Source organism: Rahnella contaminans, from assembly GCF_011065485.1.
Lineage (GTDB): Bacteria > Pseudomonadota > Gammaproteobacteria > Enterobacterales > Enterobacteriaceae > Rahnella > Rahnella contaminans.
This window is the reverse complement of the sequence record NZ_JAADJS010000001.1, coordinates 2012442-2025616: the sequence shown is the minus strand read 5'-3', so window position 1 is coordinate 2025616 and position 13175 is coordinate 2012442. Positions and strand designations below refer to the sequence as shown.

The 13175-nt window shown below is 55.6% G+C and carries 15 protein-coding genes; 12 read left to right on the top strand and 3 right to left on the bottom strand.

The annotated features are described in order from the left end of the window. The first annotated feature begins 22 nt into the window (after positions 1 to 22). Genes GW579_RS08990 through uraH form a run of 7 tightly spaced genes read left to right on the top strand, consistent with a single transcriptional unit; the run spans position 23 to position 5450 of the window. Positions 23 to 688 (top strand): amino acid ABC transporter permease, encoded by a 666-nt coding sequence (locus GW579_RS08990; RefSeq protein WP_165058604.1) that lies wholly within the window; start codon positions 23 to 25, stop codon positions 686 to 688. A 2-nt stretch (positions 689 to 690) separates the two neighbouring features. Next, a complete protein-coding gene (locus tag GW579_RS08985) occupies positions 691 to 1341 on the top strand; it encodes an amino acid ABC transporter permease (protein ID WP_191996181.1) in 651 nt (216 codons plus the stop codon). Next, positions 1341 to 2093, top strand: a complete 753-nt coding sequence (locus GW579_RS08980; protein ID WP_095923152.1) for an amino acid ABC transporter ATP-binding protein — start codon at positions 1341 to 1343, stop codon at positions 2091 to 2093. Before GW579_RS08985 ends, GW579_RS08980 begins: the two co-directional genes overlap by 1 nt. A gap of 18 nt (positions 2094 to 2111) precedes the next feature. Continuing rightward, positions 2112 to 3350: a pyridoxal-phosphate-dependent aminotransferase family protein gene (locus tag GW579_RS08975; protein ID WP_165058600.1), complete on the top strand. Its 1239-nt coding sequence runs from the start codon at positions 2112 to 2114 to the stop codon at positions 3348 to 3350. Further along, positions 3350 to 4624, top strand: a complete 1275-nt coding sequence (gene hpxK / locus GW579_RS08970) for an allantoate amidohydrolase (protein ID WP_165058598.1) — start codon at positions 3350 to 3352, stop codon at positions 4622 to 4624. Before GW579_RS08975 ends, hpxK begins: the two co-directional genes overlap by 1 nt. Beyond that, a complete protein-coding gene (gene uraD, locus GW579_RS08965; RefSeq protein ID WP_152324664.1) occupies positions 4621 to 5118 on the top strand; it encodes a 2-oxo-4-hydroxy-4-carboxy-5-ureidoimidazoline decarboxylase in 498 nt (165 codons plus the stop codon). Before hpxK ends, uraD begins: the two co-directional genes overlap by 4 nt. Further along, on the top strand, positions 5115 to 5450 hold the full coding sequence (gene uraH / locus GW579_RS08960) for a hydroxyisourate hydrolase (protein ID WP_165058596.1): 336 nt from the start codon (positions 5115 to 5117) through the stop codon (positions 5448 to 5450). The genes uraD and uraH overlap by 4 nt, the downstream gene beginning before the upstream one ends. 13 nt (positions 5451 to 5463) lie before the next feature. Here uraH and GW579_RS08955 read toward each other — a convergent pair whose 3' ends face one another. Continuing rightward, entirely contained in the window at positions 5464 to 6732 is a 1269-nt protein-coding gene (locus GW579_RS08955) for a glutamine amidotransferase-related protein (protein WP_165058594.1), read from the bottom strand. Between the two features lie 212 nt (positions 6733 to 6944). Between GW579_RS08955 and GW579_RS08950 the strand changes: the two genes are divergently transcribed. Beyond that, a complete protein-coding gene (locus GW579_RS08950; protein ID WP_165058592.1) occupies positions 6945 to 7451 on the top strand; it encodes a DUF1993 domain-containing protein in 507 nt (168 codons plus the stop codon). A 297-nt stretch (positions 7452 to 7748) separates the two neighbouring features. Beyond that, positions 7749 to 9023 (top strand): nucleoside deaminase, encoded by a 1275-nt coding sequence (locus tag GW579_RS08945; RefSeq protein WP_165058590.1) that lies wholly within the window; start codon positions 7749 to 7751, stop codon positions 9021 to 9023. Between the two features lie 87 nt (positions 9024 to 9110). Here GW579_RS08945 and GW579_RS08940 read toward each other — a convergent pair whose 3' ends face one another. Then, a complete protein-coding gene (locus GW579_RS08940) occupies positions 9111 to 9884 on the bottom strand; it encodes an amidohydrolase (protein WP_152324659.1) in 774 nt (257 codons plus the stop codon). Beyond that, positions 9872 to 11032 carry a pyridoxal phosphate-dependent aminotransferase gene (locus tag GW579_RS08935; RefSeq protein WP_165058588.1) on the bottom strand — a complete coding sequence of 387 codons (1161 nt, stop codon included), beginning with the start codon at positions 11030 to 11032 and terminating at the stop codon, positions 9872 to 9874. The genes GW579_RS08940 and GW579_RS08935 overlap by 13 nt, the downstream gene beginning before the upstream one ends. Positions 11033 to 11219: 187 nt before the next feature. Between GW579_RS08935 and GW579_RS08930 the strand changes: the two genes are divergently transcribed. From GW579_RS08930 to GW579_RS08920, 3 genes are read left to right on the top strand one after another with little or no spacing between them, the layout of a single operon-like run. Further along, positions 11220 to 11834 (top strand): methylthioribulose 1-phosphate dehydratase, encoded by a 615-nt coding sequence (locus GW579_RS08930; protein ID WP_165058586.1) that lies wholly within the window; start codon positions 11220 to 11222, stop codon positions 11832 to 11834. Then, positions 11831 to 12517: an acireductone synthase gene (gene mtnC / locus GW579_RS08925; protein WP_152324656.1), complete on the top strand. Its 687-nt coding sequence runs from the start codon at positions 11831 to 11833 to the stop codon at positions 12515 to 12517. The genes GW579_RS08930 and mtnC overlap by 4 nt, the downstream gene beginning before the upstream one ends. A gap of 11 nt (positions 12518 to 12528) precedes the next feature. Further along, complete coding sequence (locus GW579_RS08920) at positions 12529 to 13074, top strand: 1,2-dihydroxy-3-keto-5-methylthiopentene dioxygenase (RefSeq protein ID WP_152324655.1); 546 nt, start codon at positions 12529 to 12531, stop codon at positions 13072 to 13074. Positions 13075 to 13175: the final 101 nt, after the last annotated feature.

The following is a 13175-nucleotide window of genomic DNA, read 5'->3' as shown; positions in this document are numbered from 1 at the left end:
AGGGTTTTGACGGAGATCATTCATGACCTATCAGCTTAACTTTAGCGCGCTGTGGCCTTACATGCCGGAACTGCTGGCCGGATTATGGACCACCATTGAGCTGACGGTACTGGCGACGGTTGGCGGTGTCGCAATAGGAATTTGCGGCGCAGCCATCCGCTGCGGCAACCATAAAATTCTGCGGACCGTCTGGGGCATGTATGTCGAAGCCATCCGTAATACGCCGTTTGTTGTGCAGTTATTTTTCATCGTCTTTGGCCTGCCTGCCATCGGCCTGAAGATGACCGCAGGTGAAGCGGCGTTGCTGGCGATGCTGATTAACCTCGGGGCTTACAGCACCGAAATTATCCGCGCCGGTATTCAGGTGACGCCGAAAGGCCAGTGGGAAGCCGGACGCGTGCTGGGATTAACCCGCAGCCAGACATTCCTGCGCATCGTGCTGCCACCGTCGCTGAAACGTATTTATCCGTCGCTGGTCAGCCAGTGCATTATCGTGATGCTCGGATCTTCCGTGGTATCGCAGGTGTCCTATGAAGAACTGACGTTTGCGGCGAACTTAATTCAGTCGCGCACTTTCCTCAGTTTTGAAGTGTATCTGGTCACCACGTTATTTTATTTGTTGTTATCGGTTGCGATGCGTCAGCTGTTGCTGCTGGCCGGACGCCGGGTCTTTGGGAGTGAAAACTGATGATGACTTTCACCGACTGGGACATTGTGCGCAATCTCCTGCTGGCGGCCCGCTGGACCTTGCTGCTGTCGCTGACCGCATTTATTGGCGGTACGCTGGTGACCTTGCCGCTGCTGTTGCTGCGCCTGACTAAACGCCGCTGGCCGACGCGTTTTGTGCGTCTTTATTCCGAATTGTTTCAGGGTACGCCGCTGCTGATGCAGTTGTTCCTGGCGTTTTTCGGGCTTGGCCTGTTTGGTATCAACGTCAGCCCGTGGACGGCCGCCGCGCTGGCGCTCACGCTCTACACCAGCGCCTATCTGGTGGATATCTGGAGTGGCAGTATTGCCGCGTTACCGAAAGGCCAGTGGGAAGCGTCGCGCTGTCTGGGTCTGAATTTCGGCCAAACGTTATGGCGTGTTATCACCCCGCAGGCGCTGCGGATTGCCATCGCGCCAACCGTCGGGTTTTCCGTGCAGGTGGTGAAAGGCACCGCGCTGGCCTCAATTATCGGTTTTGTCGAGCTGACCAAAGCCGGAACCATGCTCAACAACGTGACGTATGAGCCGTTCAAAGTGTTCGGATTAGTGGCGCTGGGCTACTTCCTGATGTGCTATCCGCTGTCGCGTTACAGCCAGCATTTAGAAAAATCATTGCGTGGAGAGAAACAGTAATGCCACTGATCACCATCAATCAGGTTCAGAAGTTTTACGGTCAGAACCACGTGCTGAAAGGCGTGGATCTGGATATCGACAGCGGCGAAGTGATTTCGATTATCGGCCGCAGCGGTTCAGGGAAAAGCACGCTGTTGCGCTGCATGAACGGGCTGGAAGGCTATCAGGAAGGCAGTATCAAACTGGGCGGAATGACCATCACCGACCGCGATTCTCAGGCGCGCGATATCAGCCGTTCCGTCGGCATGGTGTTCCAGAGCTTTAATCTGTTCCCGCATATGACTGCGCTGGAAAACGTCATGCTGGCGCCGCGCCGCGTGCTGAAAAAGTCCGCCGCCGAATGCCGGGAACTGGCCGCGCAGATGCTGGCGAAAGTCGGACTGGCAGATCGTATGGATTATTACCCGTCGAATCTTTCCGGCGGCCAGCAGCAACGCGTGGCCATTGCACGCGCACTGGCGATGAACCCGAAAGTGCTGCTGTGTGATGAAATCACTTCCGCACTGGATCCGGAATTAGTCGGCGAAGTATTGAAAGTGCTCGAGCAACTGGCGAAAGAAGGCATGACGCTGGTGCTGGTGACGCATGAAATGAATTTTGCCCGTGAAGTGGGCGACCGCGTGGTGTTTATGCATCAGGGCACCGTGTGGGAACAGGGCGAAAGCCGCGCGCTGTTTGCTAATCCGCAAACTCCCGAGTTAAGACAGTTTATCGCCTCCGTACGCGGCCTGAATGAGGCTGCTGCAAGCTAACAGTGTAAAGGATTAACTATGTCAGATTTCATCTCTCCCGGACAAATCAACCCGCCAACCCGTCTGCTGATGGGGCCGGGGCCAATCAACGCCGATCCGCGCGTGCTGCGGGCGATGGCGAGCCAGCTGGTCGGGCAATATGACCCGGTGATGACCGGCTACATGAACGAAGTGATGGCGCTGTACCGCGCGCTGTATAAAACCGAAAACCCGTGGACCTTACTGATCGACGGCACTTCACGCGCCGGTATCGAAGCCGTGCTGCTTTCCGGTATTCGTCCGGGCGACAAAGTGCTGGTGCCGGTGTTTGGCCGTTTCGGACATCTGCTGTGTGAAATCGCTCGCCGGTGCCGCGCCGAAGTACATACGATTGAAGCGCCCTGGGGGGAAGTGTTTGACCCGCAGCAAATCGAAGATGCGATTAAATCAGTAAAACCGCGCTGGCTGCTGACCGTGCAGGGCGACACGTCTACCACCATGCTCCAGCCGCTGGAACAACTGGGTGAAATCTGCCGCCGTCACGGCGTACTGTTCTACTCCGATGCGACGGCGTCGTTTGGCGGTAACCCGCTGGAAACCGACGCGTGGGGTTTAGACGCGGTGTCTGCCGGTTTGCAGAAATGCCTCGGCGGCCCGTCCGGCAGCTCGCCGGTCACCATCAGTCCGCGCTTTGAAGAACAAATCCGCCGCCGTAAATGTGTCGAAGAAGGGATCCGCACCGCCGATCACGCCGACGGCGATGAAGAGATGATCTACTCCAACTATTTCGATCTGGGCATGATCATGGATTACTGGGGCCCGGAGCGTCTGAATCACCATACCGAAGCCACCAGCATGCTGTTTGCCGCCCGCGAGTGCGCGCGCATCATTCTGGAAGAAGGGCTTGATAACGGCATCGCCCGCCACAAACTGCACGGCGGCGCGCTGCTGGCGGGGATTCAGGGGATGGGGCTGGAAGTGTTCGGTGACCTTAACAACCGCATGAACAACGTGCTCGGCGTGGTTATTCCGCAGGGCATCCACGGCGAACAGGTGCGCCAGATGATGCTTAACGATTTCAGCATTGAAATCGGCACGTCATTTGGTCCGCTGGCCGGGAAAATCTGGCGTATCGGCACCATGGGTTATAACGCGCGTAAAGACTGTGTGTTGCAAACGCTGGTGGCGCTGGAAGCCGTGCTTAATCGTCTGGGCTTTGCGTCGAAATACGGCGCAGGGGCGCAGGCTGCCTGGGATCATTACGCAGGAGGTCAGTAATGGCAGAAGCCTTTACGCTGGCTGCGGTTTCCGAAAGCGCCAAACTGGCTGCTGAGCGGGTGATGGCGCGCTGCGACGCACTCGCCGCCATCAGCGAAACACCGGGACAGCTGACCCGCGTCTATCTTTCCGCCGAACATTTACAGGCCAACCGTCTGGTGGGCGAGTGGATGGAAGCGGCCGGTATGCGCGTCTGGCAGGACAGCGTGGGTAATATTTGCGGACGTTATGAAGGGCGTGATCCGTCGGAGCCAGCCATCCTGCTCGGTTCGCATCTCGACAGCGTGCGTAATGCGGGAAAATATGACGGTCCGCTCGGCGTGCTGACGGCGCTGGAAGTTGTGGCACATTTGCATCAGAACGCCATCCGTTTGCCGATGGCGGTGGAAGTTGTCGGCTTCTGCGACGAAGAAGGCACGCGCTTTGGCATCACGCTGCTGGGCAGTCGCGGGCTGACCGGCACATGGCCCGCTGACTGGCTGGAGCGTGAGGACGCGCAGGGTATTTCGGTGGCGCAGGCCATGCAGAATGCCGGGCTGGACCCGCTGAAAATCGGCGCGTCACAGCGTACGGTCAGCGATTTCTGCGCGTATCTGGAATTGCACATCGAGCAGGGGCCGTGCCTGCAATCGGCAAACGTACCACTGGGTGTGGTGACGGCGATTAACGGTGCGCGACGTCTTAATTGCGAATTTACCGGTCACGCCGGTCATGCCGGAACCGTGCCGATGGGACAACGTCAGGACGCCCTGACCGCCGCCGCGGAATGGACGCTGGCGATTGAAAACATCACCACGGCCACAGGCCGCAATCTGGTGGCGACAGTAGGCACACTGGAATGCCTGCCGGGCGCGGTGAACGTCATTCCGGGGCAGGTGAAACTGTCTTTGGATGTGCGCGGTCCGCGCGATGATGATCTCTCTGCGCTGCTGGAAACGCTGCTGACGAAAGGCCGGGATATCGCCACACGGCGCGGGCTGACGTTTACCGCCGAACAGTTTTACGGCATCAGCGCGACAGAGTGCGACGAAAGTTTGCAGCACCGCCTGAGCCAGAGCGTTTTGCATTTACAGGGGCAGGTGATGTCGCTGCCAAGCGGCGCCGGGCACGACGCGATTGCTATCGCCGGATGCTGGCCAGTCGGCATGCTGTTTGTGCGCTGCAAAGACGGCATCAGCCATCATCCTGATGAATCTGTTACTACCGGCGATGTGGCTTACGCGGTGCAGGCGTATATCAATACGGTGCTGAGTTTCGACGGAGGCCATCTGTGACGCCTGAGGAATTTAATGCGCTGTCTGAATTTGAAGCCGTGGCGCTGTTACGCCCGCTGGTGAATATTCCTGCCTGGGCGAAAACGGTCAGCGACGGGCGGCCTTATTCATCTGTGGAAGACGTGCTGCAAGCTGCCGGATCCGCCTGCGAAAACTGGCGGCCTGAAGATATTGCTCAGGCACTGTCAGCGCATCCGCGTATCGGCGAACGGGCGAACGGCAACGGTAAAGAAGCGCAGCTTTCCCGTGGCGAACAGGCCACACTCGATATCAGCCAGCAGTCTGTTATTGATGCGCTGTATGACGGCAATCAGCGTTACGAACAGCGCTTCGGGCGGGTATTTCTGATCCGTGCCAGAGGGCGCAGTTCAGAAGAAATTCTTGATAACTTGCAAAGACGTCTGAAGAATTCGCCGGATGCAGAAGATCACGAAACGGCGCAACAACTCAAAGAAATTACCCTGCTGCGTTTAAAGGAGATATTCCAGCCATGACCCGCATTACCACACATATTCTTGATACGTCTCTGGGCCAGCCCGCGGCTGACGTGCGCGTCTGGCTGGAAAGCCTCGACGGGCAGAAAATCACGCGTATCAGCGAAACCCAAACCGACGCCGACGGGCGCGCCGCGAAATTAACGCCGGAACCGGTGGCGTCCGGGCATTACCGTTTGTGTGCTGATATCGGCGCCTATTTTAAAGCAACAGGTCGCGAGACGCTTTACCACACGGCGATCGTTGATGTGATGATCGACGGTGAGCAGGATCATTACCATCTGCCGCTGCTGATCAGTCCGTATTCTTATTCAACGTATCGCGGCAGTTAGATCTTTGTGTTATTCAGCCCATCAGCAGGTGCGGATGCTTTAACCGCACGCTTTGGGTCAGCGCCGCGTGGCTGACATCCCGGTCACGATTGCCCTGGCGCACCTGTTGCAGGAACGCCATCAGCAACGGATTCGGGCGCTCGCGGCGCGACATCAGTTCCGGTTGTCCCTGAACACCCATAAAGAACGGATGATTATTGAGTTCCACCGCCTGCGCCTGTAGCCCGCTTTCGTCATAACCTGAAATCAGTAATCCCGAACTTTCCAGTTCCGCCAGTAAATGCGGATTCAGATAGCGGCGCTGGTTGTAACGCAGCGTAAATTCCTCACCCATTTTATTCGCCAGCAGACTGCCGCTGCGGGTGACGACCGGATGATTTCCCAGACGCGGCTGCGCGTGCTCGGCGAGCGGCAGCCCGGTTTGCAAACTGCCCAGCATGGACGGGCCGTGCATCACCACGCTGTCCTGCCCGAGTGTTTTCTGACCCAGCGCCGTCACCATCTGATGCATACCCTGATTGATGCCCAGTACCGGCGTTGCGTTATCCAGTGCCCAGCGGGCGGTCGCCAGCGGGCTGGCCTGGTGATCGCCCGGCGTTAATGTTGCCCCCGGTAAAATAATGCCATCGACGTCGAAAAGCGTGCAGTCGAGCTGGCTGCCCATTAACCCCGCTGTCACATAAACTACGTCAATGTTCATTGCCAGTGCATCGGCGGCGTCTCCCAGTGCAGCGAGCATCGCCGGATAGCTGTCGCGCTGCTCACAAAAATCGCCAACTATCGCCACGCGCAGGGTCTTTCCGGCGCGCATTACCGGCTGTGAAACCGAGCCGAGCGCCCAGCGGCCAAACGCATCGCGTCCCCAGCCGTTACTGCGAATTTTACCGGTATCGCAGTCTTCGAGTTGAAATTTATCCTGATTGCGGACCACGTTTAATGACTCAACGCCGATGCCGTGTCCGGCGATTTCGGCGGCCACCGCCGGGGATAACGGTTCGCGCAGCGGCACCACGACATCCTCCTTAAGTGCCCGATAAATCAGTGATTCCAGACCAGACTCTTCACCCGCACCGCGCCCGGTCAGGCGCTCCAGCCAGACCAGCCCGCTGGTCAGTGCGTGCCCCTGCGCCGTGACGTGCTGACGGGCATTCGGATAACGTTGTGCATCATGACTGACGGGAAAGTGACACAGCGGCAAAGCGCGTAATTCAGCAAGTATCGCTGCCATCGCGCCGTACAACGCAGGTTCGGGCGTGGAGTGTGCAATAAAGGTGATGGTCATCAGGTATCCTCTGTCAGATGTTTTTTGCGGGAGTATTGAATGCAAGAAGCGATCCACCCCGGCCTGCGTTTACATGCTTTGACAAAAAGGGCGCGGTAAGTCGCAAATGCGAATTTAAGCCGCCACGGACTACTACAAAACGCCACGCTGTTTAGACCATAACGCGCTAATGTATCGCCGGTTGTTCTAACCCCATTCATTAAGGAAGCATCATGTCAGCATCTCTGTATGGCAGTACGGCGGCACAGTTTGTTCGTGGTTTAAAGAATCTTTCAGCATTGCTGGAGAAGGGCGCGGCATGGGCAAAGGAAAACGGAAAATCGGAAGAAGAAGTGCTGAATACCCGTCTTGCCGATGATATGTATCCGCTGGCGCGTCAGGTGCAAATCACCAGCGATATGTCAAAAGGCGCGATCGCCCGTCTGTCCGGTGTGGCAGCACCGGCGATGGAAGACAATGAAGTGACGTTTGCCCAGTTGCAGGAACGTATTGCCAAAACCCTGCGTTTTATCGAAAGCGTGGATGTCGCGAAACTGGAAGGCGATGAATCCCGTGAGATCGTGGTGAAAGGTAAAAATCATGAACTGAAATTCACCGCGCACAGCTACGTCACCACATTTGCGGTACCGAACTTCTACTTCCACGTCACCACCGCCTACAACATTCTGCGCCATCTGGGCGTGAATATCGGCAAGTTTGATTTTATCGGGCAGGTTTAAGTCCGGTTTTATTTAATTACCTGAATCGCTAATTAAATATCCGCCCTGAAATATATAATTCAGGGCGGTATTGTGAAATGTATATTCATCAAAATTATAACAAAATTAATTCCTCTCTGAATATATTCAGATTTATAAAATAAACCCGGTGCCATCGCTGGCACAACACCTTCCGTTTCTTTAATACAGATGAATTTGTCACGATGCAGTCTCTTTAATTCCGGCGTGTTTATAAAATCACGTTTCGCGAATTACTGAATCTTAATCAATACACTTAATCTAACGGAAGGAATTAATATGTGTAATTGCAACTGTGATTCATTAAAAGCCACAGCGGTTAAAGCGGGCGAAACGTATGTGACCGTCGAAGCGGCGGCCACTGCTGCGGCAGAACAGGCGCTGGTGGCCTATTGCCAGAATACATTCAGCGTCGGCGGTGTCATGCTCGATGCCAGCGGTAATGTGCTGAATGCGATTAATAATAACGTGGTTAAAAATAATATGACCAGTGATCCGACGGCTCATGGTGAACGTCAGTTAATTGACTGGTATTACGCGCAAATTGAAGCAGGCGAGGAAATGCCGCCACCATCTGATATTACCATCGTGACGTCGCTGGATCCGTGCTGCATGTGTACCGGTTCGATTATTACCGGCGGATTTAACGTTATTTCTGCCGCTTTCGATACTTATTCAGGTATTAACTGGGATACGCAGGCGGATTTCCCGACGCTTTCGCCTGAGCTGGCTCAGGTGGCAAAAAATACTTTCAGCTATCCGGCAGTTAACGGGAATAACTGTTTCACCCGCGACGCCAGTTCAGCGCCGGTGCCGGCTTTCTTCGCCGACGCCGTTATGGATGTTCAGACGGTAGCACTGTGCGAAACGGCTTTTGACGCCACGCTGACACAGGTTAAAGCCAGCATCAACACAGATTTAACGCCGGATCAGCTGAAAGATATCAAAGATTTGCCTGCCGGTGATCCGGTTGTGGTGGCATTAAAAGCCCTTTATCCGGACGCGCTTAGCTACACCGCGCCATCCCGCGGTCAGCCGGATGAAGGGCTGGCACCTTATCTGATTGCAGCCGCAAATCAGGATATTGCACAGGGCGGCACAGGGAATGCCGTGGCGTTTCTCGATTATTACGGCAACCTGCTGATGTGTTTGTCGGGTAACGAAAAAGCCTCGCTGATTCAGACGGCGTTTTTACTGGTCACCCGTAATTATGCGCAGCTGCGTTATAACCTGCGAAGCAGCCTGAGTGACGATGAAGTGTTGCCTTATCTCGCTCACCCTAAATACGGCACATTTGTATTTGCGCATGGTCCGGATGAGTCTTCGCACAGCCTGATTGAACTCGGTGCCTACGGTTCCACCATGGAAGGGGCCTTGCCGCCGGATAATATGAATTCATTCCAGTATGGTGTGCCGACAATTGCACAGGCCGATCTGGATGCCTATTGCCAGAAATTGCCACCGTTATACAGTTCGGAGATCCAGGTTCATCCGCAGCAGGTGACGAACTCTGATCTGATCAACGCACTGATCGCCGGTTTGCCGAAACCGTAATTTTTTTTATCATCATCAATAATTAAAAGCCCACCCGCTGCAAATACAGCGGATGGGCTTTCTGATGTTTATGCGTTGCCGCTTTCTTCAATCGTGAAGCAGGAACGTATCGGAATCACGCCACGCCGGGAAGGCTTCGCGATAATCCTGTAACGCTTCAAGAGACAGTTCGGCGTCGATAATCATCGCTGAGCCTGGCTCGGCGCGCGCCAGCTCTTCGCCCTGCGGATTAATAATCAGGCTGTCGCCGCTGTAGTGATGGCCGTTATCGTCATCCCCGACGCGGTTGCATCCGGCGACGTAGGCCTGATTTTCAATTGCACGCGCGGTCAGTAACGTTTGCCAGTGATGGCTGCGGCGCGCAGGCCAGTTGGCGACGTAGAGCGCGAGATCGTAATCCTGTTTATTGCGCGAATAGACCGGAAAACGCAGGTCGTAACAGACTTGCGGCAGAATACGCCAGCCGCGCCATTCGACGATTTCACGGCGTTTGCCCGGCACGTAATAATTATGTTCGCCCGCCATGCGGAACAGATGGCGTTTATCGTAGGAATGCACTTTGCCCTGCGGCTCGACCAGCAGGAAACGGTTTACCGCGCCTTCCGTCGTGCTCAGCGCCACGCTGCCGCCAATCATTGCACCGAGTTTTTTCGCCCACTGATGCAGCCATTCCACCACGCGTGACTGTGGCAGCGCGCTGCCCGGCGCCTGCATGGCGAAACCGGTGGTGAACATTTCCGGCAGAATAATCAGGTCGCGGCCGGTCAGTGAACCCAGCAGACCGTCGAAATGCGCGAGATTGGCCTCGCCGTCCAGCCACACCAGTGGTTGTTGCAATACGCACAGTTTTAAAGTTGACACAGGCGCTCCGCAGCAGCGTCCAGCGTGGCTTCCTGTTTGGCAAAGCACAGCCGGATCAGTTTATGTGGGAAGGGCGCGGCGCAGAATACCGACATCGGAATGGCCGCAACGCCCACATGTTCAGTCAGCCAGTGGCAGAATGCAACATCGTCCAGATCCGAGACTTCGCTGTAATCCACCAGCAGGAAATACGTGCCCTGGCTCGGCAACACTTTCAGACGGCTGTTCGCCAGCCCTTGCGCCAGACGGTCACGCTTGGCCTGATAAAATGCCGGTAATTCCTGCCAGTGTTCCGGCGCTTCACGCAGCATATCCGCCAGTGCCAGCTGAACCGGTGTGGTGATCGAAAACGTCAGATACTGGTGAACTTTGCGCAGTTCTGCGCTGATAATCGCCGTGGCGATACAATAACCCACGCGCCAGCCGGTCATGTGATAAGTCTTGCCGAACGATGACACCGCAATCGCACGTTGGCGCAGTTGCGGGTGGCGCAGCACGCTGGCATGGCCTTCCGGCGCAAAGCAAATGTGTTCATATACTTCGTCGCTGAGCACAAAAATGTGTTTATCAGCAATGGTTTGCCAGAGCTGCTCAACGTCGCTGTGGCTCCAGACCGTGGCCGACGGATTGTGTGGCGTGTTGATGATGACAAGTTTCGTGCGGTCGGTTATCTGATCGGCGAATTCCGCCCAGTTAACCTTGAATTCCGGCGGCTGCAGCTGAATGCGTTTCATCACGCCGCCCGCCAGTTCTACCGCAGGCGCGTAGCAGTCGTAGCTCGGGTCAAACGCAATCACTTCATCACCTTTCGACACCAGCGCGGTGATGGCGATGTACAAAGATTCGGTGGCGCCGGCGGTGATCGTGATGTCGGTATTGGCGTCAGGCGCGTAGCCGTAAATATGTTCAGTTTTTGCGGCAATCGCTTCACGCAATGGCGCGGTGCCGGTCATCGGCGCGTACTGGTTCGCGCCCTGACTGACGTGATACGCCAGACGGTTGCGCAGATACTCGGGGCCATCGAAATCAGGGAAACCCTGAGACAGGTTAATGGCGTTGTGCTTTTGCGCCAGGGCACTCATCTGAGTAAAAATGGTGGTGCCGAGGGAAGGAAGCTTACTTTCGGGGATCAGTGCGGCTGTGCTCATGGCGGGTCAATACTCCTGGACCGGTACAGATAGCGATGTTGCTCACAATATAACACGATGTTAATATTTGGCAATCGAGACGCTTAGATGGCTAAATGCTAATTCAATCTAGGCCATATCAATTATTTATATATCGCGGTTTTCACTCCGAACTCAGGCCCTCAACGCACGATTTTTCAGGATTACGATGACAGAGAATTTGCAACTGGGCGCGCTGCTGGCGGCCTGTCACTGGATTGGTCAGAAGGGCTGGAGCCCGGCGACAGGCGGGAATATGTCTGTTCGCGAAGGTGATGCTCATTGCCTGATCACCGAATCAGGAAAAGACAAAGGATCGCTGACCGCAGAAGATTTTCTGCTGGTTGAACTGGAAAGCGGACTGGCACCCAGCGGTCGTCGTCCTTCCGCTGAAACCGGCCTGCACACCATGCTGTATTCCCGCTATCCTGAAACAGGGGCGGTGCTGCATACACATTCGGTGAATTCGACCGTTTTGTCCCGCGTGGAACGCAGCGGCGCGCTGGTGCTGGAAGGCTACGAAATGCAGAAATCGCTGAGCGGCCAGACGACGCACCTCGATCAGGTGGTGATCCCGATTTTCGACAACAGCCAGGACATCTCAGCGCTGGTGCAGAAGATTATTGCCAGCTCGGAACACGCGCCGTTGCAGTATGGTTTTTTGCTGCGCGGCCACGGTCTGACCTGCTGGGGACGGGATGTGGCGGAAGCACGCCGCCATCTGGAAGGACTGGAATTTTTATTCCAGTGTGAACTGCAACGTCGCCTGCTGGAGGCTAAATGATCCGCGCCATCGTCACTGATATTGAAGGCACCACCACGGATATCCGTTTTGTGCATCAGGTGTTATTCCCGTATGCCCGTCAGCGTCTGGCCGAATTTCTGCGTCATCAGCACGAAGAGCCCGAAGTGGCGGCTGCGCTGAACGCTTTGCGAGCCGAAATCGACCGCCCGCAGGCCAGCGTCGAGGCCCTGATTGAGCAACTTTTTACCTACATGGACAACGACGTCAAATCGACGTCGCTGAAAGTCTTGCAGGGTATTATCTGGCGCACCGGTTATGAGAACGGTGATTTCCGCGGGCATTTGTACGCGGATGTTGCGCCGCAGTTAGAAGCCTGGAAAGCCGACGGTTTGCAGCTTTGCGTGTATTCTTCCGGTTCCGTTGACGCGCAAAAACTGCTGTTCGGCTACAGCGATGCGGGCGACCTCACGCCGCTGTTCAGCGGATATTTCGACACCCGCGTTGGTGCCAAGCGTGAAACAGAGTCCTATCAGAACATCGCCGAACAGCTGATTTTACCGCCCGCTGATTTACTGTTTTTATCGGACATCCGTCAGGAACTGGATGCCGCGCGCCTGGCGGGCTGGCACACCTGCCAGCTGATCCGTGACGACGCTGACGAACTCAGCGACCACCTGCAAGTTAATCGTTTTGATCAGATAGCCTTAGAAACATTCTTATAAGAGGGTTGACCATGAGTGCATTGACGATTTTTAGTGACCAGGATCCTTCCGCGCCAGTTTGGGAAAGCCGGGACGGCGACGCCATCGCCGCAGAGCTGAGCAAAATTGATGTACGTTTCGAGCGCTGGCAGGCCGACCGTGATTTAGGCGAAAATCCCCAGCCGCAGGACGTGATCGCCGCCTATCAGCATGAAATCGACAAACTGGTCGAAGAAAAAGGCTACCAGAGCTGGGACGTGATCAGCATGCGTCCGGATAACGAACAGCGCGACGTGCTGCGCACTAAATTCCTCTCCGAGCATACTCACGGTGAAGACGAAGTGCGTTTCTTCGTCGAAGGCGCCGGGCTGTTTTGCCTGCATCTGAACGGTAAGATTTTCCAGATCCTGTGCGAGAAAAACGATCTGATTTCTGTCCCCGCCAATACCCGCCACTGGTTTGATATGGGCGGATCTCCGTCGTTTACCGCGATCCGCGTGTTTGATAATCCGGAAGGCTGGGTGGCGCATTTTACAGGCGACGGTATCGCGGATAAGTACCCGAGGATGGGGGAGTAAGCCTTTTAGAAAGGCTCCAAAGGTGATAGGTCAAGACCTTGGGCGCGCCGCCCAAACTGGCCTCAAGGGACGCTTAGCGTAAATTTCGGTTTTTCATATGC

Coding starts and splice junctions, on each gene's coding strand:
- GW579_RS08990 (WP_165058604.1), top strand. CDS start 23: ATGACCTATCAGCTTAACTTTAGCGCGCTGTGGCCTTACATGCCGGAA.
- GW579_RS08985 (WP_191996181.1), top strand. CDS start 691: ATGACTTTCACCGACTGGGACATTGTGCGCAATCTCCTGCTGGCGGCC.
- GW579_RS08980 (WP_095923152.1), top strand. CDS start 1,341: ATGCCACTGATCACCATCAATCAGGTTCAGAAGTTTTACGGTCAGAAC.
- GW579_RS08975 (WP_165058600.1), top strand. CDS start 2,112: ATGTCAGATTTCATCTCTCCCGGACAAATCAACCCGCCAACCCGTCTG.
- hpxK (WP_165058598.1), top strand. CDS start 3,350: ATGGCAGAAGCCTTTACGCTGGCTGCGGTTTCCGAAAGCGCCAAACTG.
- uraH (WP_165058596.1), top strand. CDS start 5,115: ATGACCCGCATTACCACACATATTCTTGATACGTCTCTGGGCCAGCCC.
- GW579_RS08955 (WP_165058594.1), bottom strand. CDS start 6,732: ATGACCATCACCTTTATTGCACACTCCACGCCCGAACCTGCGTTGTAC.
- GW579_RS08950 (WP_165058592.1), top strand. CDS start 6,945: ATGTCAGCATCTCTGTATGGCAGTACGGCGGCACAGTTTGTTCGTGGT.
- GW579_RS08945 (WP_165058590.1), top strand. CDS start 7,749: ATGTGTAATTGCAACTGTGATTCATTAAAAGCCACAGCGGTTAAAGCG.
- GW579_RS08935 (WP_165058588.1), bottom strand. CDS start 11,032: ATGAGCACAGCCGCACTGATCCCCGAAAGTAAGCTTCCTTCCCTCGGC.
- GW579_RS08930 (WP_165058586.1), top strand. CDS start 11,220: ATGACAGAGAATTTGCAACTGGGCGCGCTGCTGGCGGCCTGTCACTGG.
- mtnC (WP_152324656.1), top strand. CDS start 11,831: ATGATCCGCGCCATCGTCACTGATATTGAAGGCACCACCACGGATATC.
- GW579_RS08920 (WP_152324655.1), top strand. CDS start 12,529: ATGAGTGCATTGACGATTTTTAGTGACCAGGATCCTTCCGCGCCAGTT.